Origin of the sequence: Nitratireductor sp. CH_MIT9313-5 (assembly GCF_037029545.1) — a bacterium.
Taxonomy (GTDB): domain Bacteria; phylum Pseudomonadota; class Alphaproteobacteria; order Rhizobiales; family Rhizobiaceae; genus Chelativorans.
This window is the reverse complement of record NZ_JAYMER010000014.1, coordinates 890,059-911,298: the sequence shown is the minus strand read 5'-3', so window position 1 is coordinate 911,298 and position 21,240 is coordinate 890,059. Positions and strand designations below refer to the sequence as shown.

Annotated in this window: 22 protein-coding genes; 14 read left to right on the top strand and 8 right to left on the bottom strand. The window is 60.0% G+C overall.

Annotated features, from left to right (window positions below; all coding sequences use genetic code 11):
- Positions 1–654 precede the first annotated feature (654 nt).
- On the top strand, positions 655–1,152 hold the full coding sequence (locus tag WA367_RS11935; RefSeq protein WP_336056951.1) for a hypothetical protein: 498 nt from the start codon (positions 655–657) through the stop codon (positions 1,150–1,152).
- A gap of 351 nt (positions 1,153–1,503) precedes the next feature.
- Here the strand turns inward: WA367_RS11935 and WA367_RS11930 are convergent, their stop codons facing one another.
- A complete protein-coding gene (locus WA367_RS11930; RefSeq protein WP_336056950.1) occupies positions 1,504–1,734 on the bottom strand; it encodes a hypothetical protein in 231 nt (76 codons plus the stop codon).
- 260 nt (positions 1,735–1,994) lie between these two features.
- Here WA367_RS11930 and WA367_RS11925 point away from each other — a divergent pair, with 260 nt between their 5' ends.
- The 6 genes from WA367_RS11925 to WA367_RS11900 all read left to right on the top strand — a co-directional run bounded on the left by WA367_RS11925 (position 1,995) and on the right by WA367_RS11900 (position 7,908).
- Positions 1,995–3,215, top strand: a complete 1,221-nt coding sequence (locus WA367_RS11925) for an NAD-dependent epimerase/dehydratase family protein (protein WP_336056949.1) — start codon at positions 1,995–1,997, stop codon at positions 3,213–3,215.
- A 101-nt stretch (positions 3,216–3,316) separates the two neighbouring features.
- Positions 3,317–4,291, top strand: coding sequence for a TRAP transporter substrate-binding protein (locus WA367_RS11920; RefSeq protein ID WP_336056948.1), 975 nt, complete (start codon positions 3,317–3,319; stop codon positions 4,289–4,291).
- Between the two features lie 66 nt (positions 4,292–4,357).
- Positions 4,358–4,891 carry a TRAP transporter small permease gene (locus tag WA367_RS11915; RefSeq protein WP_336056947.1) on the top strand — a complete coding sequence of 178 codons (534 nt, stop codon included), beginning with the start codon at positions 4,358–4,360 and terminating at the stop codon, positions 4,889–4,891.
- A 3-nt stretch (positions 4,892–4,894) separates the two neighbouring features.
- Complete coding sequence (locus tag WA367_RS11910) at positions 4,895–6,169, top strand: TRAP transporter large permease (RefSeq protein ID WP_336056946.1); 1,275 nt, start codon at positions 4,895–4,897, stop codon at positions 6,167–6,169.
- 9 nt (positions 6,170–6,178) lie between these two features.
- On the top strand, positions 6,179–7,000 hold the full coding sequence (locus tag WA367_RS11905; protein ID WP_336056945.1) for a glycosyltransferase: 822 nt from the start codon (positions 6,179–6,181) through the stop codon (positions 6,998–7,000).
- Positions 6,997–7,908 carry an NAD-dependent epimerase/dehydratase family protein gene (locus WA367_RS11900; protein ID WP_336056944.1) on the top strand — a complete coding sequence of 304 codons (912 nt, stop codon included), beginning with the start codon at positions 6,997–6,999 and terminating at the stop codon, positions 7,906–7,908. The genes WA367_RS11905 and WA367_RS11900 overlap by 4 nt, the downstream gene beginning before the upstream one ends.
- A 175-nt stretch (positions 7,909–8,083) precedes the next feature.
- On the opposite strand, the gene WA367_RS11895 is transcribed toward WA367_RS11900, so the two are convergent.
- Positions 8,084–9,052, bottom strand: coding sequence for an EF-hand domain-containing protein (locus tag WA367_RS11895; protein WP_336056943.1), 969 nt, complete (start codon positions 9,050–9,052; stop codon positions 8,084–8,086).
- Positions 9,053–9,240: 188 nt separating this feature from the next.
- Here WA367_RS11895 and WA367_RS11890 point away from each other — a divergent pair, with 188 nt between their 5' ends.
- On the top strand, positions 9,241–9,645 hold the full coding sequence (locus WA367_RS11890; RefSeq protein ID WP_036479538.1) for an acyl-CoA thioesterase: 405 nt from the start codon (positions 9,241–9,243) through the stop codon (positions 9,643–9,645).
- Between the two features lie 15 nt (positions 9,646–9,660).
- On the opposite strand, the gene WA367_RS11885 is transcribed toward WA367_RS11890, so the two are convergent.
- From WA367_RS11885 to WA367_RS11865, 5 genes are all read right to left on the bottom strand, one after another.
- On the bottom strand, positions 9,661–10,974 hold the full coding sequence (locus WA367_RS11885; RefSeq protein WP_336056942.1) for a hemolysin family protein: 1,314 nt from the start codon (positions 10,972–10,974) through the stop codon (positions 9,661–9,663).
- A gap of 60 nt (positions 10,975–11,034) precedes the next feature.
- Positions 11,035–11,880, bottom strand: coding sequence for an extensin-like domain-containing protein (locus WA367_RS11880; RefSeq protein ID WP_336056941.1), 846 nt, complete (start codon positions 11,878–11,880; stop codon positions 11,035–11,037).
- 100 nt (positions 11,881–11,980) lie between these two features.
- Positions 11,981–12,664, bottom strand: a complete 684-nt coding sequence (locus tag WA367_RS11875; RefSeq protein WP_336056940.1) for an extensin-like domain-containing protein — start codon at positions 12,662–12,664, stop codon at positions 11,981–11,983.
- Positions 12,665–12,723: 59 nt separating this feature from the next.
- Entirely contained in the window at positions 12,724–13,152 is a 429-nt protein-coding gene (locus WA367_RS11870; protein WP_336056939.1) for a DUF3775 domain-containing protein, read from the bottom strand.
- A gap of 62 nt (positions 13,153–13,214) precedes the next feature.
- Positions 13,215–14,111 carry a DMT family transporter gene (locus tag WA367_RS11865; protein ID WP_336056938.1) on the bottom strand — a complete coding sequence of 299 codons (897 nt, stop codon included), beginning with the start codon at positions 14,109–14,111 and terminating at the stop codon, positions 13,215–13,217.
- A 348-nt stretch (positions 14,112–14,459) separates the two neighbouring features.
- Between WA367_RS11865 and greA the strand changes: the two genes are divergently transcribed.
- The 4 genes from greA to WA367_RS11845 all read left to right on the top strand — a co-directional run bounded on the left by greA (position 14,460) and on the right by WA367_RS11845 (position 18,479).
- Positions 14,460–14,933 (top strand): transcription elongation factor GreA, encoded by a 474-nt coding sequence (gene greA, locus WA367_RS11860; protein ID WP_336056937.1) that lies wholly within the window; start codon positions 14,460–14,462, stop codon positions 14,931–14,933.
- Positions 14,934–14,995: 62 nt separating this feature from the next.
- Positions 14,996–16,033, top strand: coding sequence for a glycosyltransferase family 4 protein (locus WA367_RS11855; protein WP_336057121.1), 1,038 nt, complete (start codon positions 14,996–14,998; stop codon positions 16,031–16,033).
- Entirely contained in the window at positions 16,030–16,974 is a 945-nt protein-coding gene (locus tag WA367_RS11850) for a glycosyltransferase (protein ID WP_336056936.1), read from the top strand. Before WA367_RS11855 ends, WA367_RS11850 begins: the two co-directional genes overlap by 4 nt.
- 77 nt (positions 16,975–17,051) lie before the next feature.
- Positions 17,052–18,479 (top strand): glycosyltransferase, encoded by a 1,428-nt coding sequence (locus tag WA367_RS11845; protein WP_336056935.1) that lies wholly within the window; start codon positions 17,052–17,054, stop codon positions 18,477–18,479.
- Here the strand turns inward: WA367_RS11845 and WA367_RS11840 are convergent.
- Complete coding sequence (locus WA367_RS11840) at positions 18,393–18,872, bottom strand: Lrp/AsnC family transcriptional regulator (RefSeq protein WP_336056934.1); 480 nt, start codon at positions 18,870–18,872, stop codon at positions 18,393–18,395. The genes WA367_RS11845 and WA367_RS11840 overlap by 87 nt on opposite strands.
- A 253-nt stretch (positions 18,873–19,125) precedes the next feature.
- On the opposite strand from WA367_RS11840, the gene trxB reads away from it, so the two are divergent.
- A complete protein-coding gene (gene trxB / locus WA367_RS11835; protein ID WP_336056933.1) occupies positions 19,126–20,100 on the top strand; it encodes a thioredoxin-disulfide reductase in 975 nt (324 codons plus the stop codon).
- A gap of 45 nt (positions 20,101–20,145) precedes the next feature.
- A complete protein-coding gene (locus WA367_RS11830; protein ID WP_336056932.1) occupies positions 20,146–21,036 on the top strand; it encodes a LysR family transcriptional regulator in 891 nt (296 codons plus the stop codon).
- The last annotated feature ends 204 nt before the right edge of the window (positions 21,037–21,240 follow it).

The window sequence follows — 21,240 nt, the reverse complement described above, 5'->3', positions numbered from 1 at the left end:
CTGCTTGTAAGTCACCCTTCCACCTCGTCATCCTCGGGCCCGACCCGAGGATCCATGCCGGAGCGGCGAGGATAAAACCCGACCACCCCAGCACGCACTCCATCTCCGCCTTCACCACCCGCTATCCCCGCCAAATCCCTGAATCTCATGGCCAAACCATGAAATGACGGCGTTGATGAAGGCCCTCCCTATTCGCTATTCACTACTCACTATTCACTCATTCCATCCCCGCCATCTCCACCCGCACTACACTCCCCCCATCGCCCTCACGGGAACCCGGATGCGCACCGGGCAGTCGGGGAGGGCGGCGGCAGCCTCCCCTTCGGGTTCGGTACCCGGAGCATGTGAGGGCCTGCGACAGGTCGGCGGCCGGTAGCATCGGGTGACAGACGATGCGAAAGCTGCGGAGAAGCCGCGAGGGCAACGCTTGCCCGGCAAAGACCACCTGAAGAAGGTGCAGCCGGGGTCAACAAGCGGGGCCGGAGTGACCGACCACCTGCGGGACAGCGGCCGGCGGGGCGCGTTTTTCGCGTCACCAATTACCAACAGAGAGGCACGGAAAACGCGCCCCGTTTCCCGAAACCATTGGCTCCAGCCTGCAGGCAACCGTCTGCGGGGACGGTGAGGCGCGCGCATAAGGCAAGGATGAGGTTCATGGCAACAACCAAAGTGACATTGCAGGACAAGCTGGACGAGCTGCCCGCGGAGGCGCGGCAGGAACTGCTCGACATTCTGGCCAGCGTGCGCAAGGCGCAGGCCGGGCTTGATCCGGACGAACAGTTGCCGCCGCATCCGCGCAAGGGCGTTCGCCTGCCGCGGCCGGAGATGAAGGCCATGTTCCGGCTGGTGGCCAACGAGCAGGGGCTGTGCCGCGGCTGCGAGGCGCAAATGTGCCGGCGGCGCGGTGAGTGTCGCGGCTCACCGGATGTCGACATGCTCTCCTGCATCGACCGGTTTTCCGAGCTTTCGCTCGCAAAGTTGCGCGCGGCCTTTCAGGGGGTGCTTCTGGCATGGACGCGGCGCGAGGCGGTCTACGAAATCCTGCGCGAGACGCATCCCGATGATTTCAAACATCCGCGCGATCTCTTCAAGATGACCCTGGACACCGAGGAGGAGCGTGCCGTGCTCGATCAGATATCGTGGCCGGATTAACCATATGCCTGCCAGCTGTAAAATTTCGTGAACTTCATGGCGGTGAAAACGTTCGGGAGGAAAGGGAAACGGGGAGACGGAAAAGCCAGCATGCACCGCTTAAGCGTTCCAGCAGCCTTCGCGCTATCCTTCATGGTGGGCTATTCGCTGTGGTCGCTCGCCACGGGCTGGCAAATGGGTCGCTTCGTTACTCATGCCTTTTGCAGCAAAAGCGAGGCTTGCACGACGCCGCGGATCAAGTGGGACGGTATGAGGGCGCGTGCGCAGATGCCTCATCGCGGCGCGCAATAGAACCTGGCAGGCAAAGCTGCAGTTGTTTTATCTCGGAGGCTTTGCGGTATCCGCGTCTGGTCAGGCCGTCTTCTGGCAGAGCGCGCCGTCAAGGCCCGCCTGTACGAGAACCAGCGGCGTGCGCCGTCCGGCTTCCCAGCTTGCCAGCATTCGTCGCGCAACGCGTTCGCGCCGCTTTGCGTCAGTGGCCTCTATTCCCAACTCGGAACATACCGCATCAACAACACGGCTCAGCTCGTCCATGTCCGTGGTGTCAAAAATGCCGCTTACCATATTTCCGGACTTACTCATTGTCCGGTCTCCTTCCTCAGCGGACAGCCGATGGGCTTGCCCGTACCATGAAGCCAACCCCCTCATGGCTCTTGGTCGCCTGCACAAGCGATCATGATGCCGGAATATGGCCAATAAATGAACCCCTGATTTATCGTGGTGGCTGTGGCCTCGCCTGCCGCCTGCCGATGAAGTCCTTTCGCCGGCTGCGCGGGCTTACTATACATGTCACAATTGCGCGTTAAGCAGCGCCAATCATTGTTGGAAGGGATTCGCTTGTCATGAAAATTGCTGTTCTGGGTGGCGACGGTTTTGTGGGCTGGCCCACCGCGCTGCATTTGTCCGCGCAGGGTCACGAGATTCACATTCTCGACAATCTCTCGCGTCGCTGGATCGATACCGAGCTTGGCGTGCAATCACTGACGCCGATGGACTCCATCCAGGAGCGCACGCGCATCTGGCACAAGGAGACCGGACGGCGCATCCATTTCCACCTGATCGATCTTGCGCGCGACTATGATGTACTGAAGAACTGGCTTGCCGACCATCGGCCCGACGCCATCGTGCATTTCGCCGAGCAGCGCGCCGCGCCTTATTCTATGAAATCCGACCGGCACAAGAACTACACGGTCAACAACAACGTCAACGCCACGCACAATCTGCTGAATGCGATGGTCGAGATCGAGCTCGACGCGCATCTGGTGCATCTGGGCACGATGGGCGTCTATGGCTACTCCAATGTAGGCGCGGCCATTCCGGAAGGCTATCTGCCGGTCGATGTGGAAACGCTGGCAGGCGAGAAGGCTTCGCAGGAGATCCTTTACCCGGCCAATCCGGGCTCGATCTACCACATGACCAAATGTCTCGATCAGTTGCTGTTCCAGTTCTATGCCAAGAATGACGGCGTGCGGATTACCGATCTGCATCAGGGCATTGTCTGGGGCACGCATACGGCCGAAACCCGCATCAACGAGCAGCTCATCAACCGTTTCGACTATGATGGCGATTATGGCACGGTCCTGAACCGTTTTCTTATCCAGGCAGCCATCGGCTACCCGCTGACCGTGCATGGCACGGGCGGGCAGACGCGCGCCTTCATTCATATTCAGGACTCGGTGCGCTGCGTGGAAATCGCGCTGAAGAATGCGCCGGCGCGGGGCGACAAGGTCAAGATCTTCAACCAGATGACCGAGACCCACCGTGTGCGCGATCTGGCCGAGCTTATCGCGAAGATGACGGGTGCGAAGGTCGCCTATCTGCCCAATCCGCGCAAGGAAGCACCGGAGAACGATCTTGTCGTTCGCAACGAGCAGTTCCTGAAGCTCGGTCTCAACCCCACCACGCTGGAAGAGGGGCTTCTGTCGGAGGTTGTCGAGGTGGCGAAGAAATATGCCTACCGTGTCGACCGCTCGCGCATTCCTTCCGTCTCGGCCTGGACCAAGGACATCGCTCCCACCATCGAACGCGATCCAGAGGGAAAACGTTTGAAAAGTGTGTCCTAATAAACGGACATAAACTGGTCTGGTTGACAGGGTTCGACGCAACTTTCAAAAAGAAACGCGCTGCGACATGGTCGCAACGCGTTTCATTTGGGAGGAATACCATGTCATTCATGTCCAGAGCGCTGGCATTCGCCGGTGCTGCCGCACTTCTCACGAGCGTCGCGCAGGCGGCGGAGCTGAAAGTCGGCTATTCGCTGTCGCAGGATTCGCACTATGGTGTGGGCGCGACGGCCTTTGGTGAGGAGCTGGAAAAGCTCACCGACGGCAAGTTCACCATCAAGCAATATCCGGCCAACGCCCTTGGCGGCGAGCGTGAAATGGTCGAAGGCGCGCAGATCGGCACCGTCGATGTTGTCATCACCTCGACCGGCCCTGTCGGCAATTTCGTGCCGGACACGCTGATCACGGATATCCCGTTCCTTTTCAAGAGCTACGAGCATGCCCATGCCGTTCTCGATGGTCCGATCGGCCAGGAAATCCTCGACAAGTTCCCCGAGCATGGCCTGATCGCGCTGGCATGGGGCGAAAACGGCTTCCGCAACCTGACCAATTCCAAGCGCGCGGTCAAAACGCCCGCCGATGCGGAAGGCCTGAAGATCCGCACCATGGAGAACCAGGTTCACATGGAAGCCTTCAAGGAATTCGGCATCCTGCCGACCCCGATGGCTTTCCCGGAGCTTTTCACCGCGCTTCAGCAGGGTACGGTTGACGGTCAGGAAAACCCGATCGGCGTGATCCTGTCGGCGAAGTTCTCGGAAGTGCAGGAGCACCTGTCGCTGACCAACCACGTTTATTCGCCAGCCCTCATCATTCTTTCGCCAGTTGTTTGGGACGGCCTTTCGGATGAAGAGAAGGACGCGTTTCGTCAGGCTGCGAAGACGGCTGCTGCTGCCATGCGCAAGAAGGTGCGCGACGATGCTGAAAACGGCGTGGCCGTGCTGAAGGAGCAGGGCATGACGGTGACCGAGGAAGTCGACCGCGCCGCATTCGAGGCCGAGCTTGAGCCGCTGATGGCGAAATATGCCGAGCAGTTCGGTGCCGATCGTCTCGATGCCATCCGCAACCACGAATATTGAGCGATAATGCTTCGCTGAAACCGGACCGGGCAGACTTTCTGCCCGGTCGAATTGTGTGAGGAAAGCATGCTTGCAGCCCTGCGCCTGATTGACCGGATAATCGTAAAGCTCGCGCTGGGGCTTGCCATGTTGCTCATGGCAGTCATGGCCTGCGTGACCTTCTACCAGGTCATCACCCGCTTCGTGATCGAAAGCCCTTCCACCTGGTCGGAAGTGACGGCTCGCTCACTGATGATCTGGATGGTCTATATGGGGTTGGTAGCCGCTCTCAGGCAGGGCGCGCTCATTTCGATCGACATACTCATAATTTCTGTTCCCAAGGCAATTCGCAAGGTGCTGGCCGTAGTGATCGCGGTGCTGACGCTTTGCGTGCTTTTCGTGATGATCCATTATGGCTGGCTCATGACCATGCGCACGAGTTCGCAAAGCCTGGCAGGGCTGACCGACCCGTTCACCGGTGCGCGGATTTCCATCGCGCTTGTCTATGCGGCGATCCCGGTCAGTGGCGCGCTTTGCGTTTTCGCGGTGCTGGCACGGCTTGCAGAAGAACTGTTCGGGGAAGAGCCAGCGCCACAGGCCGGGCTCGAGGTGGAGGTTTAAGCCATGTCCTCCTTCATGATGCTTTCCATGATCGTGTTGTTTGCGCTCGGTGTGCCGATCGCAATCGCCGTTGCTGCGGCGTCCATCGGCGGTATCGCCTTCTTCACGCCGCTGCCGCTCCTGGTGGCCGCGCAGAAGCTGATGACCTCCATCGATTCCTTTCCGTTGATGGCGGTACCGTTCTTCATTCTCGCCGGCAATCTGATGGAAGCAGGCGGTATTTCCGCGCGGCTGGTCGAATTTGCCAAGACGATTGTCGGTGGGGTGCAGGGCGGTCTGGCATGCTCCTGCGTCTTGACCTGCATGATCTTCGCCTCGGTCTCCGGTTCCTCTGTTGCAACGACCTTTGCCATTGGCGCAATCCTCATTCCGGCCATGACGCGTCACGGCTATCCGACCAGCTTCGCCGCAGCGCTGCAGGCGACATCCGCAGAGCTGGGCGTGATCATTCCGCCATCCATCCCGCTGATCCTTTATGGCGTGAGTGCCGAAGTCTCGATCGGTTCGCTCTTTGTGGCAGGTATTGGGCCCGGTGTTCTGATTGCAAGCGCCTTGATGCTCTTCGTCTATATCTATTGCCGCGTGAAAGGCTGGGGGAAGAACGACCATGTGGATCGTCTCGACTTCGTGACGGCGGTTCGCCAGGCGCTGCTTGCGCTTCTGATGCCGGTCATCATCGTGGGCGGCATCTATCAGGGCGTGTTCACGCCGACCGAAGCTTCGGTCGTGGCGGTGTTCTACGCGCTGTTTTTGGGTGTCTTCGTCTATCGCAGCATTGGCTGGAACGACCTGATGAATGTGCTGCGCAAGTCGGTCATCTCATCCACGGTCATCATGTTCATCATCGCTGCCGCCGGGCTCTTCTCGTTCCTCATCACGCGCGCTGGCGTGCCGGCGGCTGTGGGCGAATGGATCGCGGGAACGACGGAGAGCAAGGTGGCCTTCCTCGTGGCGGTGAACCTGTTCCTGTTCTTTGTGGGCATGTTTATCGAGACCTCCGCAGCCATTATCGTACTGGCACCGATCCTGGCGCCCGTGGCCGCACTCTTCGGCATCGATCTGATCCATTTCGGCCTGATCATGGTGGTCAATCTGGCGCTGGGCATGATCACGCCGCCGCTTGGGGTGAACCTGTTTGCGGCCTGTCAGGTGGCGAACCTGCCGCTGCAAAGGGTGGTGCCGAAGCTGATCCCGTTCGTCCTGGTCTGCCTTGCCTGTCTTGTTCTCATCACATACGTACCGCAGATCTCCGTGGGGCTGTTGCCCTTCCTGCGATAGAGGAACGTGATGGCAAACGGCGCTTACGCCTATGCGACGCTGGTGACCAATGGTGACTATGCGATGGGGGCGACCGCACTTGTGCGGTCGCTGAAACTGAGCGGAACGGACGCCGACATTCTGGTCCTGCATACGGGTGGTGTTGGCAGCCAGGAACTGGCGCCGTTGGCAGAGCTCGGGGCGCGACTGGTCAAGGCCGAGCTTCTCGACACGTCGCCGGAGTTCAATGCCCGTCACCAGCGCGAACGGCTTCATGCCAATGCGCCCTTCACCAAGGGCAACAAGCCGGCCTTCCATACGCCGCTCGACAATTTCGCCAAGCTGCGTCTCTGGCAGTTGGTTGAGTATGAACGTGTCGTGTTCATTGATGCTGATGCGGTGGTGGTGCGCAATATCGACCGGCTGTTCGGTTATCCCGAATTTTCCGCGGCACCCAATGTCTATGAAGGGCTCGGCGACTTTCATCGCATGAATTCCGGCGTCTTCGTCGCGCGTCCGAGCGAGGAGACATTCTCGCGGATGATGGCGATGCTGGATGCGCCGGAAGCCTTCTGGCGGCGTACCGATCAGACCTTCCTGCAGGCCTTCTTCCCGCAGTGGCATGGGCTGCCAGTCTTCTTCAACATGCTGCAATATGTCTGGTTCAACATGCCGGAACTGTGGGACTGGCAATCGGTGCATGTGGTGCATTACCAGTATGAAAAGCCCTGGCAGAAAGACCACCCGAAGGCTGATCAGCTGAAGCCGCTGATTGATCTCTGGCAATCCTATTACACCGGCGAGAACCTGCCAAAAATCGACCAGCTGGCCAATCCGCAGGCCCGACGGTGACACAGCCACACAGCGTTGTTACAGGCGGTACGGGCTATGTTGGGCGCTTCATTGTGGAGGCGCTGCTTGAGGCCGGTCACAGGGTCACCGTGATGGGGCGGAACGCGCCCGCGCCCGATCTGTTTTCACGCGCCGTCGGCTATGCACCGCTCTCGCTGGAGCCGGAGGCTGTGCGCGAGCAAGGAGTACCCCACTGCGATTACCTCGTGCACTGTGCATTCGACCATCTGCCCGGACGTTATCGCGGCGGGGAGGGGAAGGATCCGCAAGGCTTTGAGCGGCGCAATCGCGAGGGTTCACTGGCTCTGTTTGAAGAGGCAAGGCGGCGCGACGCGAAGCGGACGGTTTTCCTATCGACGCGAGCCGTCTATGGAACGAAGGCAGGTGGCAAGACCCTCGGCGAGGACGAACCTTTGGAGCCGGAGACGCTCTATGGCGTGGTGAAACGCGACGTGGAGGCCGGGCTGAAGGCGATGAGTACCGAGGATTTCATCACCTCAAGTCTTCGCGTCACCGGGGTCTATGGCAGTGCGTGTGCGGGCGGGGAGCACAAATGGAGCGCGCTTTTCTCGCAGTTCCTGAATGGCGAGGCGATCGAGCCGCGCGTGGCAACGGAAGTCCATGGGAAAGATGTCGCTGCTGCCGTTCGCCTGATGCTGGAGGCGCCAGGCGCGGCGATATCCGGGCATGCATTCAACGTTTCCGATCTGCTGCTGGACCGGCGGGATCTGCTTGCCATCGTGAAGGAGAAAGCCGGACGGGAAGGACTTGTCCTGCCGGAGCGCGGTGATGCTTCAGCCGTTAACGCGATGGAAACCGGGAAGCTTCATTCCCTCGGCTGGGTGCCGGGTGGGTGGCACTTGCTGGAAAAGTCCGTCACAGAGATGCTGGCTCACGGCTTCACTTGAGAGGATGAATCAAGCGGGTCAGAAAGTGATTCAGGTTCTTTTCGAGATGATTCCGCTGTTTCGTTGAAGCTGTTGAAAATTATCGCAAATAACAAGTCCGGATGAGGGTCTTCCGCATCCGGACTTGCTGCTGCACATCCCCCCGCATGAGGAGATGCAAAGGGTATCGCCTCACTTAGAAGGTGTGGAAGCGATAGATGTAGACGGGAATGCCGCTGTCATCATTGTAGGCTTCACCATTGCTCGAAGCCTCGGCAGTCGATGCGGAAGCGTCGTCATTGCTTCCACCGGACGATCCGGCAGTGGTGGACGCAGTCGTCGTTTCGTCCAGCATCCGGCTTTGCGCCTGATTGTATTCATCGCGCGTGATAGCTCCGCTGGCATCGCCATCAAGCTTGTCGAAGTCCGCTGAAGCCCAATCCTCGTTCATGCCGGATTGCGGCGTACGCTCGGACCATTCCGCAGTGTCGACAATGTCGTCATTGTTCTTGTCGAGGGCGTTGAAGGTTACGGCAGAGCGCGCCGCTGCCTCATCCTCGCTCATGCCGGAGAGCGTGGTTTCGTCTTCGTCCGGCGTTAGCCATACATAGCGACGCAGAACCAGCAATGCGTCATTTTCCGCGCCCGTGGTGCTTGCGTCAGCCTGTTCCTGATCGCCACTCATGGCGTCATCATTCCCGGTCTCGGATGCAGCTGTTGTCGTGCTGTCATCGTCTTTCATCTGCGTGGAGATGTTGCCGCTGTTACGGTCCCAGGCTTCCTTGGCGGCCTGACGGAATTCCTCACGGTCGAGTTGGCCATCGGCATTTGCATCGGCTTCGGCGAAATTCTGCTCGTTTCGGTCAGCCTCGGCGGCGGTCTGACCGCCAGTGCGGGTCATGCAGTCCACATATTCCGTCTTGGTAATTTCGCCATTACCATCCGCATCAAGTTCGCCGAAGCGGGTTTCCATCATGCCGGTCGCTTCGCTTTTTGAAACGAAGCCGTCATCATTTCCGTCAATGCTGTGCCAGGGCGTATCGCAGTAAGCTGGCGCGTCGGGTGCTGCGCTGGCGGTCGGGTTGGTGGTGTCCTGAGCATGGGCAGCGAAGGCCAGGCCGGACACGGCGGCGGCAAGTGCCGTCTTCCTGAGAAGATTGTTCATGTCTCACTCCCTTGGAATTTCTTGAAGCGGGAAAATCCCGTCTTCGCCCTCCCAACAGGAGAGTGGCGGCTGTGTTCCAGAATACCCGCACCTTGTTAGAAAGCGTGAACGAAGTTCAGCGATCAGTTGACGCTTCCTCGCCGGAGGGCTACAGCAAGTGGAGGTCACAGCAATTCGGGGTGGTCGTGATGGCGGATGAAGCAACGAGCAGCAATGAACAGCCAGATGGCGAGCTGACGCTGCGCACACTTGCCATGCCGGGTGATGCCAATGCGGCAGGCGACATTTTCGGCGGCTGGGTGATGGCGCAGATGGATCTGGCAAGCGGCATACGTGCTGCCGAGCGGGCCCGGGGTCGTGTCGTGACGGCTGCCGTCAAGGAGATGTCATTCGAGCGTCCGGTGAAGATCGGCGACACGCTGTGCATCTACACCAAGATCAACTCGATCGGCAGGACATCAATCAATCTGCGGGTCGAGGCATGGGCGCAGCGCTATCTGCATCAGGGGCGCGTAAAGGTCACGCAGGCCGATTTCATCATGGTTGCGCTGGACGAGACGGGCAAACCCATGCCCGTTCCGCCGGAAGACTAAGGCCAGGCAGCGCGTTCAGTCGCTGTCGGCTTCCATGCTCTCATTGCCGTCCTGTGAGGGCAGGCGGGTTGCCAGGACCTGGTCGATGCGTCTGCCGTCCATGTCCACGATCTCGAAGCGCCAGCCTTCTGCTTCAACCTTCTGGCCCGTGCGTGGCAATTGCTGGAAATGGGTCAGCAGGTAGCCCGCAAGGGTGGAGTAATTGCGTTCGGTCGGCAGCGTGATGCGCAGATGATCTGCTGCCTCGTCTGCGGGAAGTGTGCCCGGGAGCAGCAGGGAGCCATCTTCGCGCGTGACGACCTCGCGGTCGCCATCGTCTATGTCCGCGCGGAACACGCCCGCGATGGCTTCAAGTATGTCCGCAGGCGTGATCACGCCTTCGAAGGTACCGTATTCGTCGTGTACCAGCGCCATGGGTACATCCGCATCGCGCAGGAGTGCCAGCACATCCAGCGCGCCGGTATTGTCGTGCACCACGGGTGCGCGTTTGATGTAGTCCACCACAGTGACCTGCGGATCAGACAGTTGCGCCGCCAACACTTCGCGCACGCGCAGAACACCCGTCGCATTGTCCAGGGAGGTGCTTGCCGCGGGCAGGAACGAGTGAGTGGCCTCGCGAAGGACCTGCGCCTGGACTTCATCACTGTCGTCTATGTTCAGCCACTCGACTTCGTTGCGAGGGGTCATGATTGCGCGGGCGTTGCGGTCGGCGAAGCGCATGACACCGGAGATCATGCGGCGCTCGTCGGTGGCGATCGTGCCGGAGTGTTCGGCCTCGGCGATCAGCGTGCGGATTTCCTCGTCCGTGACACGCTGGCTCTGTTCGCTGTCCTGGCCAAGCAGCATCATGACGGCGCGGCCCGAAATATCAAGAAGCCAGACCAGAGGCATGGCTATCCTGGCGATGAAGCCCATAATCGGCGCGACCTTGATCGCGATGCCTTCGGCATTCTTGAGCGCGAGCTGCTTTGGCACCAGCTCGCCGATGATGAGCGAAAAATATGTGATGAGGGCAACGGTGAGGCCGACACCTAGCGGATTTGCAAGCGATGGCTCGAGTCCGACGGAGGCCAGCCAGTTGGACAGGCGCACACCAAGTGTTGCGCCCGAAACCGCGCCTGACGAAACGCCGACCAGGGTGATGCCGATCTGAACGGTGGAAAGGAAGCGGCCGGGATCGGATGACAGCTTCAGCGCGCGGGCGGCACCCTTGTCGCGACGTGCCTTCAGGCGCGCGGGACGGGCGGAGACGACCGCCAGTTCCGACATGGCAAGGAAGCCATTGAAAAGGATCAGGATGAAGAGAATTGCGAGTTCGACGAAGACCATGAGTGATTATCTAGCACCCGCTCAAGGGGAAGGCGAGGGAGCGGGTGCAATTACGCGCTGCTATTTACAGGCGACATAACCGTTGCGGCGGTTCTTCAGGTCGAAATGGAAGTGATCGGCATGGTCGGCATTGTAGCCGGGGCCGAGCACCGTGCTGAAATAATCGCAGCCTTCCGAGCGGACCTTGTTGAGGAGGCTTCTTTCGCGAAAGGCAAAGAAGCCGGGCTTTGCGACATCGAGATATTTGCCGTTGTTGAGCTCGATTGCCATCACGTCCAGAGCATTGCCCTTGGAATGTTCGGAGGCGACATTCGTGCCTGCGATGCGACGGCAGGAATAGCTGGAGCCCTGCTTGATTTTCGAGATGCCGGAGAGATAGCGGGTGCGTGCGGCTGGCGCGAGTTCATTCTTGGTCCAGCGGGCGAAGGTCAGGGCCATCTGGCAGTTGAGCGTGGCTGAAGGGCTCATCTCGATGCCGCCGGAGAGACTTGACACTTCCACCGGATAGGCAATGCCGCAGGAGCCACCGTCATTGATGGGGGCGAGATCGCGATATTTGACGCCGAGACGTTTCAATTGGCGGCGGCAGGAGACTTCTTCTGCAGGCATGGCGGAATTGTCCGAGCGCGGCAGGTTGAAGCGCGGATAGGCCATCATCATCGGGTTGGAGGGGACGAGATTGCGCAAACCCCCGCCGGAAGATACGGCTGCGGTTTTCGTGGTGCCGATGTCGATATCCGGACGCATGACCGCGTCGACCGAGCAAGCGGTCAGGGCGGGAAGGGCGAAGAAGCCGACGACGCAACCGAAGCGAATGAATATCTGGCGCGAGACCCGCCGCTTACGCAAATAACCGAACACTATACCAATCCCCGACTGAACTGCCGTGCGCGACGCACGGCCCATTTGGCGGATGTCCCGGTCCGCCCGATGGGGATTGTTATAATGACGAAGAGTAAATGAATGCTCTTCGCGCAATTTTACCTTTCAGGCGAAGATGTGGCACTCACTTGCACCAGGTGGAGCCGTTGGAACGCTGTCGCATGTCGAGATGGAAGTGATCGGCATGGTCGGCGTCGCTGCCGGGGCCAAGGACCGTCTTGAAGATGCCGCAAGCCTTTGCCTGGATTGTCTTCAGGAATTTGCGCTCGGGGCTCTTGCCATAGCTTTTTACCGCGATCCTGCGACCATCGGAGAGGGTGAAGCGGGAAATGTCCAGCGCATTGCCATAGGCATGCTCGGACAGGCGCTTCTGACCGTTGCGGGTGCGGCAGACATAGCCGGACGCATTGCGGATGCGGGAAATCGGGGCACCAAGATGCTCAAGCGCTGCCTTCTGGCCCGTGGTCTGCAACAAGATGGCGGCTGCGCGTGCGGTCTGGCAGTTGATGATCGCTGCAGGTGCGACCGCAATATGGGGCGACAGGGCAGTGACTTTCAGGGGATGGGGGAGCGAACAGGCGCCGGGTGCCTTCACGGGTGACGCAGGCGCGAAAGCGACCTGCAGGCGCTTGAGATCGCGTCGGCACGCCGCTTCATCGGCGGGAAGGGTTGTCCCCGCATGGACGAGACGAGCGTGGGGGCGGGGCGTCGGAAGAGGGGCTTCGGCGGGCAAGGTAAGGGTCGTGCTTGCAGCCTGCGCAGCGGCAGGTGCAGCAATGCAAAGGGCTAAAAATATGTTGCGCAGCATTCTCAAATATCTCGGTTCAAGGGGCTGAACCTCAATGCTGCACTCGGAAATGAGCCTTTTTATGCTCCTATCTGTTCGAGCGCCTCGTCTAGCCAGTTGCCGAGCAGCGGCATCGAGAGGAGATAACCCGCTAAGCGCTCGTTGACGCGACTTGCCGCCGCAGCCCGCGCCTCGTCGATTTCGCGTACATCGAAGTCGCCGCGGCCGATCAGGGCAAGCGCAAGAAGATCCGTAGCCTCGTCCAGATTGAGGTCAGCGACCAGCTCCCGGAACTCCTCCTCGGTGAGGTCATCTTCCTCTTCCTCGGCGAGCCCGTCGTGGTGGTGGGAATCCTTGCCATCATCGGTGAGTTCGATTTCATGTTCGCGCCCGTCTTCATAGTCGTCATTGAGCGCTGCGCTGAGCATGCGGGCCTTTGATGCGAACAGGCGCACCGTGTCGGGATCTATGAACAGCTCCCATTCTCTTTCGGCTTGGCGTCGTTTCAAACCTCTCCTCCTTTGCTGAGGAGAGGATAGCGCAATCCGGGAGGTTTGGCTGCAGTGATGGCTTACTCGGCCGGGGCAGGGCGGCGATCTCTCAAGAGCGGCGGAATGATCTCCACGATCAGGATCGCTGCGAATATCAGACCGCAGCCCACGAGCCCTGCTGCCGGAATGCGTTCGGCGAGGAAGATTGCTGCGAACAGGGCAGCGAAGACGGCTTCGGTGGAGAGGAAAATCGCGGCCTGCGGACCGGTCGTATAGCGCTGGCCGACCACCTGCAGCGTGAAGGCGATGCCTCCGGAAAAGATGCCCGCGTAAAGGATCTCGGGCGCGGCGGTCATGATCGCGTTCCACTGGATCGGTTCGATCATGACCGCAATGGCCAGCGCTATAACGGCAGTGACCGCAAATTGTGTGACCGCCAGAGTGACGGGACGGCCGGTATGACTGGCCGAGCGTGCAATAAGGAGGACCTGGACAGCCCAAAATGCCGCGCACAGGATCGTGAGCCAGTCGCCAATGGCGAGCGACACAGCTCCGCCACCCGACAGGAGCCAGATGCCTGCCAATGCGAGCAGGGCGGAGGGCCAGACCACCGGATGTGGAAACTGTCGGAACAGGATGACGCCGAAAAAGGGAACCATCACGACATAGAGGCCGGTGAGAAAGCCGGAATTGGTGACGCTGGTGGTCAGAAGTCCAACCTGCTGGGAAGCCATACCGCCGAAAAGCAGCACGCCGATCAGGCCGAAATTGCGCCAATCGGCAGAGACCAGTCTGTGCTCGGCCTTCTTCCCCTCTCGCAGGGCAAAAGGCAGCATGGAAAGCGTTGCAATCGCAAATCGCAGACCGATGAACAGGAACGGGCCGATGGCTTCCATGGCCGTCGACTGGGCGACAAAGCCCATGCCCCACATGGCGCCGGATGTCAGCAGCAGCATGTTTGCCTGAAAGCGGGTCATCGTCCTTCACCTGTCATTCATTTGGTGGGTCTGCAATGAAGAAGGCGGAGCAACAAGGCAAGGATGTTCTCTGCGCCAAGCAATGGCGGTTCTTGGTCCAGAGGTGACTCCTGGACCAATGGCTGCATCGGCAAGCCGGCGCGGCCGCGAATTCGAGGCTCTTTGGCCATCCCAAAAAATTTAGTGAAAATTCCTTTTGCGTTGCTTATATTCGACCGGTTCGTGACTGGCGGTTCCGCAAGCGATTGGGCTTACGGACCGTTTTCTTTTTGTCTTGCTGAAGGCGGAAGGTGCTTTGTCCGATGGGGCGAAGGCCGCCGTACTTACGGCATGGAAAGGTGGTGTAGGATGAACAAGGTCCCGATGACTTTGTCCGGTTTCGATGCGCTCAAGGAAGAGCTGCGCTGGCGCCAGCAGGAAGAGCGTCCGCGCATCATCGAAGCAATTGCCGAGGCGCGCGCCCATGGCGACCTTTCGGAAAATGCCGAATATCATGCAGCCAAGGAAGCGCAGAGCCTGAATGAAGGCCGCATCAGCGAGCTTGAGGACTTCATCGCACGCGCGGAAGTCATCGACGTCAAGAAGCTGTCCGGTGATACGGTGAAGTTCGGCGCGACGGTTGTGCTCGTTGACGAGGACACCGAGGAAGAAAAGACCTACCAGATCGTTGGCGATCAGGAAGCCGACGTGAAGTCGGGCAAGATCTCCATTTCTTCGCCGATCGCCCGCGCGCTCATCAGCAAGTCCGTTGGCGATTCCGTCGAGGTGAATGCACCTGGCGGCGCGCGCGGCTACGAGATCGTCGAAATCCGCTTCGGCTGATCGGCAGGGGTGCGGCCATGCCCAATACGCCAGAAGGCAGGGCCGCGGCAGAGCGTGTGGATATGCGCGATGTCGTGGTGGTCGCTCCCAACTTCAAGAAGCGTCTTTCCGGCGTAACCAGCACGATCATTCAGCTTGTTCCGTTCCAAGCGCGCAGTCTTGGCATTGCGACGCTTGGGCCGGGGCTGCCTGCGGGACTGCGGAAAATGCGCTGGTGGCAGGTTCCCGCACTGCTTCGTCGCCCCCGGGGCAAGCCCTTTCGCATCTGGCATGCACGGCGCAACACGGAGATGATCGGCGGGCTGGTGCTGCGTCATCTGTTTCGCGCGCCAATGCGCCTTGTCTTCACCTCCGCCGCCCAACGTGAGCACAAAACCTTCACGCGCTGGCTGATCCGCCGGATGGACGCGGTCGTGGCAACCAGCAGCCGCTCGGGCGCATTCCTGAAAGTGCCGCACAAGGTGGTGCGCCACGGGGTCGATCTCGAACGCTTTCACCCGCCGCGCGGTAACGATGACGAATGGCAGGTAGCGGGCCTGCCCGGGCGATACGGCATCGGCTGCTTCGGGCGCATCCGGCATCAGAAGGGAACCGACCTCTTTGTCGATGCCATGATCGCGCTGTTGCCGCGGTATCCGGAATGGTGCGCGGTCGTGCTGGGGCGGGTGACGGCCGACAATCGCGGCTTTGCCGATGAGCTGAAGGCGCGAGTAAAACGCGCGGGGCTGGAGGAACGCATCGTCTTTCTGGGTGAAGTTCCCGATGCACGGCCCTGGTATCGGCGCATCACGCTCTGCGTGGCACCTTCACGCAATGAGGGTTTCGGCCTGACGCCGCTTGAGGCGATGGCCTCGCAAACGGCTGTTGTTGCAAGCGATGCGGGTGCCTATGCGGAGCTGATCCGCGAAGGCGAGACCGGGCATGTCACGCCTGCAGGCGATGGCGAGGCACTTTCGCGCGCAATCGAAACCTATATGGCTGACCCCGCGCTGGCCAAGGCGCATGGCGCGGCCGGACTTGAGCATGTGCGGGCGCATTTCGCACTGGAGCGTGAGGCGGAGGGGCTGCGTGCTGTCTATGAGGAGCTGTGGCAGAAATGAGCCGCACCGCCATCATAGTCGCGCGCGACAATGCCTATGGCCTGACACAGGACACGGCATTGCTGGCAAACGCGCTGGAAGCGGCAGGGCTGACGGTCACGGCCAGGCGCCCGCGCGATCGGGGTTTTCTCGCACGCCTGTTGGGGCGCCGGGAAGCGGATTTTGTCTTCCATCTGGAGCGGGTTTTTCCTGCCTGGGCGGGTGCGGGTGGGCGCGATATCCTCGTGCCGAACCAGGAGCGGTTTCCAAGGCGACATCTCAAGCGACTTGGGATGGTCGACTGCGTCTGGGCAAAGACCGAACATGCGCAGGAAATTTTTGCCGAGCTTGGCGTGGACGCAAGATACTGCGGATTCGCCTCGCCGGACCGTCATCTTCCACAGCAGCGCAAGAACTGGCGACGCTTCTTTCACCTTGCAGGTGGCAGCACCTTGAAGGGCAGTGAGGACGTGCTGGCGCTTTGGGCGAAACATCCCGAATGGCCGAAACTGGTGCTGGTCCAGAAGGCTGACAATGCTCCTGAAAAAGTGCCTGAGAATGTCACGCTGCATTCGGGCTATCTGAGCGACGAGGAACTTCGCGTCTTACAGAATGAATGCGGCGTGCATCTATGTCCCTCGCGCTCGGAAGGGTGGGGGCATTATATCTTCGAGGCGATGAGTTGCGCTTGTGTGCCAGTTGTTACCGACGCTCCGCCGATGAACGAGCGGTTGTCGGAGGCAAATGCCATCCTTGTGGATACGGAGCGAAGCGAGCCGCGCCACCTTGGCACGAATTTTTTCGTGAACCCAGCAGCGCTGGAAGCGGCCATCGAAATGGTGCTGTCCACTGACGAGGCTGCCCTTGAAGCCCGAGGGCTTGAAGCGCGGAGAACCTTTCTAAGCCTGGCCCCGCAGTTCCATCAACGCGTGGCTGCACTGCTGTCTACTGAGACACCATAACGCATAGCTGAAGCCGCAATCAGTCCCGAATCGTCCCATAGCGCTTGAATGGCGGGGGCGACGGAAGAGAGGGACTGATGCCGTTGCTCGTTGACGCCACAGGCGTCCTGAACTGGGGTGCGCAGCCGCCCACAGGGATACAACGTGTGGAGTTTGCGCTCTGCAAGGCTGTGCTGGATGACAAGCGTTTGGACTTCGTCGCTTGGGATCGTGCCACCGGTCAGTTCTCATGCCTGACCAACCGCGAGCGTGCCTTTGTGCGCTATATCGTCGGTGGGGAGTGGGAAATGGCTTCGGAACACCGGCAGGCGCAGTGGCGCTTTCTGGGGCTTCAGCTCAAGTTCTTCTCCAACGAAGGGGCGAGGCGGTTGGCTGCTTCTTTGGTCGGCAAACGCAGCGGGCTGGCCTATAGCCTCACCAAGACCTGCATTCGGTTTGCCCAGTGGATAGCCTTGGCAGGGCGCCGCGTTGGATCGCTACTTACGCGACCATTCGCTGGTCGGCCAAGCCCGAATGCGAAGCGGCTTGTTCTCTTGTGTCATCACACCAATCGCAAGGGCGGGCTGGACAAGGCATTGCAGGCGAGTGGCCTCGCACCGGTTTTCCTCATTCATGACGTCATTCCGGTAACTGACCCGGAACTTGCTGCACCACATGTGGTGCGCAGCATGCGTGGGCTGTTCGAGCGTGTGCTGAAACGCGAGGAGCGGGTGATCGCCATCTCCCACGCGACACGGGACGCCCTGTTGCAATGGAACGAGGAGGAGGTGAAGGCGCGATATGAGAGAGACATACCAGTTGCCCAACTGGGCGCGGCGCTGCTTGACCTGGAGGGAACAACCGAGCCTGTTCCGGAACTCGAAGACAGGCCTTTCGCACTCTTCTGCTCGACATTCGAAAAGCGCAAGAACCATATGTTTCTGGTGGAGGTGTGGCGGCGACTGATCGAGGAGCGCGGCGAGCTTGTTCCTGATCTTGCGCTTGTCGGGCGACCGGCCAATACCTATTGCGAGGTTGAGAATTTGGTCGCCGCCTCACCTGGTCTGGCCGGGCGCGTTCATCTGCTGACAGAATTGGGTGATCCTCAATTGCGCTGGGCCTATCGCAATGCGCGGTTCGGGCTGTTCCCCTCAAGTGCCGAAGGGTGGGGGCTGGGCGTGGCGGAGTGTCTGGCGAACGGCCTTCCCGTGCTGCATTCCGACGTCCCGGCCCTGAACGAGGCTGCGCAGGATCTCATGCCCGCACTTCCCGTTCGCGACATGGGCCGCTGGGTTGCTGCGATCAGTGACCTGCTTGATGAAGACCGCCTTGAAGCATTGCGGGCAAAGGCGGGTGAATTTTACCGTGGCGGCGAGCATGAGTTCGCCAACATCGTGTTCGCTCATATGGAGGCGATGTCAGCGGGCGAGGATGCCGCTTCACGGACCCTCGATATTGACCAGACCCTCGTCCTTGACCTGCCGAATGGTCAGCGCCGTGCGCACCGTGTCGACATTGGGGGCTGAGGTCAGTTCCTCGATCACAAATGTCTGGAAAGTCGAAAGGTCAGGCGCGACGCAGTGGAGCATGAAGTCGGAATCGCCCGATACCATCCATGCGCGCCGCACGATTGGCCAGTGGCGTGAGCGGTCGGCAAAGGCTTTGAGCTCGGTCTCCGACTGGTGATGCAAACCGATGAGGCAGAAGGCAACGACATCGAAGCCAAGGGCGGGGCTGTTCAGCAGGGCGCGATAGCCCTTGATGATGCCTGATTCCTCAAGCCGCTTCACACGGCGCAGACAGGGTGGTGCCGAGATGCCAACGCGGCGCGAAAGCTCCACATTGGTGATGCGGCCATCCTTTTGCAGTTCCCGCAGAATCTTCCAGTCAATTGCGTCAAGTTCAGCTCTAACCGGCATTCCACGGCCCCTGGATGGTTGTTGCGCACGAATCTGTCGTGTTCGTGAAATAAAACTACTTCATTTGAACGTTCAGGCCAAGCTTGTTGCGCCGGAAAGCGGTGGAATAGCATGCCGGTGAAGGCGCGAACTGCGGTTCCCCAAAGGTCGAAACTGTTGGAAAACGGTTCTTCGCCTTGCATCCGGGGGTGTGGAATAATTAGATCGGTTTGAACATCAGCGGCCTGGCGCCGCACAACAAGGAATTACGATCATGACCAGCCGACACGCACCCGTTCTCATCATCGGATCGGGGCCTGCCGGATATACGGCGGCCATCTATGCGGCGCGCGCCATGCTGAAGCCAATGCTTGTTGCGGGCATGGAGCAGGGTGGTCAGCTGATGATCACCACCGAGGTGGAGAACTATCCGGGCTTTGCCGAGCCGGTGCAGGGGCCGTGGCTCATGGACCAGATGCGCCAGCAGGCGGAGAATGTGGGCACGGAACTGGTGCACGACCTGATCGTGGATGTGGATGTTTCGCGCCGGCCTTTCCGGCTGACGGGCGACTCCGGCACCACCTATACCTGCGATGCGCTCATCATCGCGACCGGTGCCAAGGCGAAGTGGCTGGGGCTGCCGTCCGAGCAGACCTTCATGGGCTTCGGTGTGTCGGCCTGTGCGACCTGCGACGGTTTCTTCTATCGCGGCAAGGAAGTGGTGGTTGTTGGCGGTGGCAACACGGCAGTCGAAGAAGCGCTCTATCTTGCCAATCTTGCTTCGAAGGTAACTGTCGTGCATCGCCGTGACGAGTTCCGTGCGGAACGCATCCTGCAGGAGCGCCTTCTGCAGAAGGAGAATGTCGAGGTTCTTTGGGATACTGTCGTTGACGAGATCACCGGCGAGCCGCCCAAGCCACCGCTGCCCGGTTCGGTGACGGGTGTGAAGCTGCAGAATGTGAAGACGGGCGCGGTCAGCGAGTTGAAGACTGACGGCGTGTTCGTCGCCATCGGCCATGCGCCTGCGGTGGAACTGTTTGTCGGGAAGCTGAAGCAGAAGCCGAATGGTTATCTGTGGACCGAACCGAACTCCACCAAGACCGATGTGCCGGGCGTTTTTGCAGCCGGTGACGTAACCGACGACATCTACCGGCAGGCGGTCACGGCAGCCGGACTTGGCTGCATGGCAGCACTGGAAGCTGAGAAATATCTGGCCGAAATGGAGATGGTTTCGGAAGCGGCGGAGTAAACAAACAAGGCTGAGCGCCACGGCCATATAAGAGGGGAAAAGGCCTTGGACTGGGATAAATTGCGTGTGTTCCATGCGGCTGCGGCTGCAGGGTCCTTCACTCATGCGGCAGAAGCCTTGCATCTGTCGCAGTCAGCGATCTCGCGCCAGGTGAGTGCGCTCGAGCAGGAAGTGGGTGTGCCGCTGTTCCATCGCCATGCGCGTGGGCTGGTCCTGACCGAGCAGGGCGACATCCTTTATCGTGCCGCGCATGAAGTGCTGATGAAGCTCGAAAGCGTGAAGGTGCGCCTTTCGGAAACGAAAGACCGACCCTCAGGGCTTTTGAAGGTCTCGACCACGGTGGGCCTTGGCACAGGCTGGCTGACAGAGCGTATTCCCGAATTCGGCGAGCTTTACCCCGACATCCAGCTCCAGCTCATTCTCGACAATGAGGAACTGGACCTGACCATGCGGCAGGCCGATTGCGCCATCCGCATGCGCCAGCCGCAGCAGCCGGACCTGATCCAGCGCAAGCTCTTCACGGTGCACTTCCATCTCTTCGCCTCGCCCGATTATGTGAACCGGTATGGCAAGCCTTCCTCCATCGATGATCTCGACCGCCACCGGATTGTGACATTCGGCGAAGCGGTTCCGGCGCATCTGAGCGACATGAACTGGCTGGAGACGGCCGGGCGGCCCGAAGGATCGAAGAGAGCGGCGGCACTGCAGATCAACAATATCCTGTCGATCAAACTGGCGGTGCAGCGCGGCGCGGGTATTGCCATGCTGCCGGACTATGTGATCGCCAAGGACAGCAATCTGGTGCAGCTTCTGCCGGAGACGGCAGTGCCAAGCTTCGATACCTATTTCTGCTATCCGGACACGATGAAGAATCAGGCGAAGCTTCAAGTCTTCCGCGATTTCCTGATTTCGAAGGCGCGCGGCTGGTCGTTCTGATGCATTTTTGCACAGGCAGTTCTATCAGATCTACCATCTGGTTGGTCCAGTTTCGCGCCTGCGCGGCAGGGTAGAATTTGCTGCGCCGCAGCAAATATGGGCTTTGCGCCGCGTGAAGCGCAATTCATGCAAAAATGCATGGCTGAAATGCAAAATACCGTGGTTGTTATTTAGGCAGCGAACGCCCATATCGTAACCACTCCC

Coding starts and splice junctions, on each gene's coding strand:
- WA367_RS11935 (WP_336056951.1), top strand. CDS start 655: ATGGCAACAACCAAAGTGACATTGCAGGACAAGCTGGACGAGCTGCCC.
- WA367_RS11930 (WP_336056950.1), bottom strand. CDS start 1,734: ATGAGTAAGTCCGGAAATATGGTAAGCGGCATTTTTGACACCACGGAC.
- WA367_RS11925 (WP_336056949.1), top strand. CDS start 1,995: ATGAAAATTGCTGTTCTGGGTGGCGACGGTTTTGTGGGCTGGCCCACC.
- WA367_RS11920 (WP_336056948.1), top strand. CDS start 3,317: ATGTCATTCATGTCCAGAGCGCTGGCATTCGCCGGTGCTGCCGCACTT.
- WA367_RS11915 (WP_336056947.1), top strand. CDS start 4,358: ATGCTTGCAGCCCTGCGCCTGATTGACCGGATAATCGTAAAGCTCGCG.
- WA367_RS11910 (WP_336056946.1), top strand. CDS start 4,895: ATGTCCTCCTTCATGATGCTTTCCATGATCGTGTTGTTTGCGCTCGGT.
- WA367_RS11905 (WP_336056945.1), top strand. CDS start 6,179: ATGGCAAACGGCGCTTACGCCTATGCGACGCTGGTGACCAATGGTGAC.
- WA367_RS11895 (WP_336056943.1), bottom strand. CDS start 9,052: ATGAACAATCTTCTCAGGAAGACGGCACTTGCCGCCGCCGTGTCCGGC.
- WA367_RS11890 (WP_036479538.1), top strand. CDS start 9,241: ATGGCGGATGAAGCAACGAGCAGCAATGAACAGCCAGATGGCGAGCTG.
- WA367_RS11885 (WP_336056942.1), bottom strand. CDS start 10,974: ATGGTCTTCGTCGAACTCGCAATTCTCTTCATCCTGATCCTTTTCAAT.
- WA367_RS11880 (WP_336056941.1), bottom strand. CDS start 11,880: ATGGGCCGTGCGTCGCGCACGGCAGTTCAGTCGGGGATTGGTATAGTG.
- WA367_RS11875 (WP_336056940.1), bottom strand. CDS start 12,664: ATGCTGCGCAACATATTTTTAGCCCTTTGCATTGCTGCACCTGCCGCT.
- WA367_RS11865 (WP_336056938.1), bottom strand. CDS start 14,111: ATGACCCGCTTTCAGGCAAACATGCTGCTGCTGACATCCGGCGCCATG.
- greA (WP_336056937.1), top strand. CDS start 14,460: ATGAACAAGGTCCCGATGACTTTGTCCGGTTTCGATGCGCTCAAGGAA.
- WA367_RS11855 (WP_336057121.1), top strand. CDS start 14,996: ATGCGCGATGTCGTGGTGGTCGCTCCCAACTTCAAGAAGCGTCTTTCC.
- WA367_RS11850 (WP_336056936.1), top strand. CDS start 16,030: ATGAGCCGCACCGCCATCATAGTCGCGCGCGACAATGCCTATGGCCTG.
- WA367_RS11845 (WP_336056935.1), top strand. CDS start 17,052: ATGCCGTTGCTCGTTGACGCCACAGGCGTCCTGAACTGGGGTGCGCAG.
- WA367_RS11840 (WP_336056934.1), bottom strand. CDS start 18,872: ATGCCGGTTAGAGCTGAACTTGACGCAATTGACTGGAAGATTCTGCGG.
- trxB (WP_336056933.1), top strand. CDS start 19,126: ATGACCAGCCGACACGCACCCGTTCTCATCATCGGATCGGGGCCTGCC.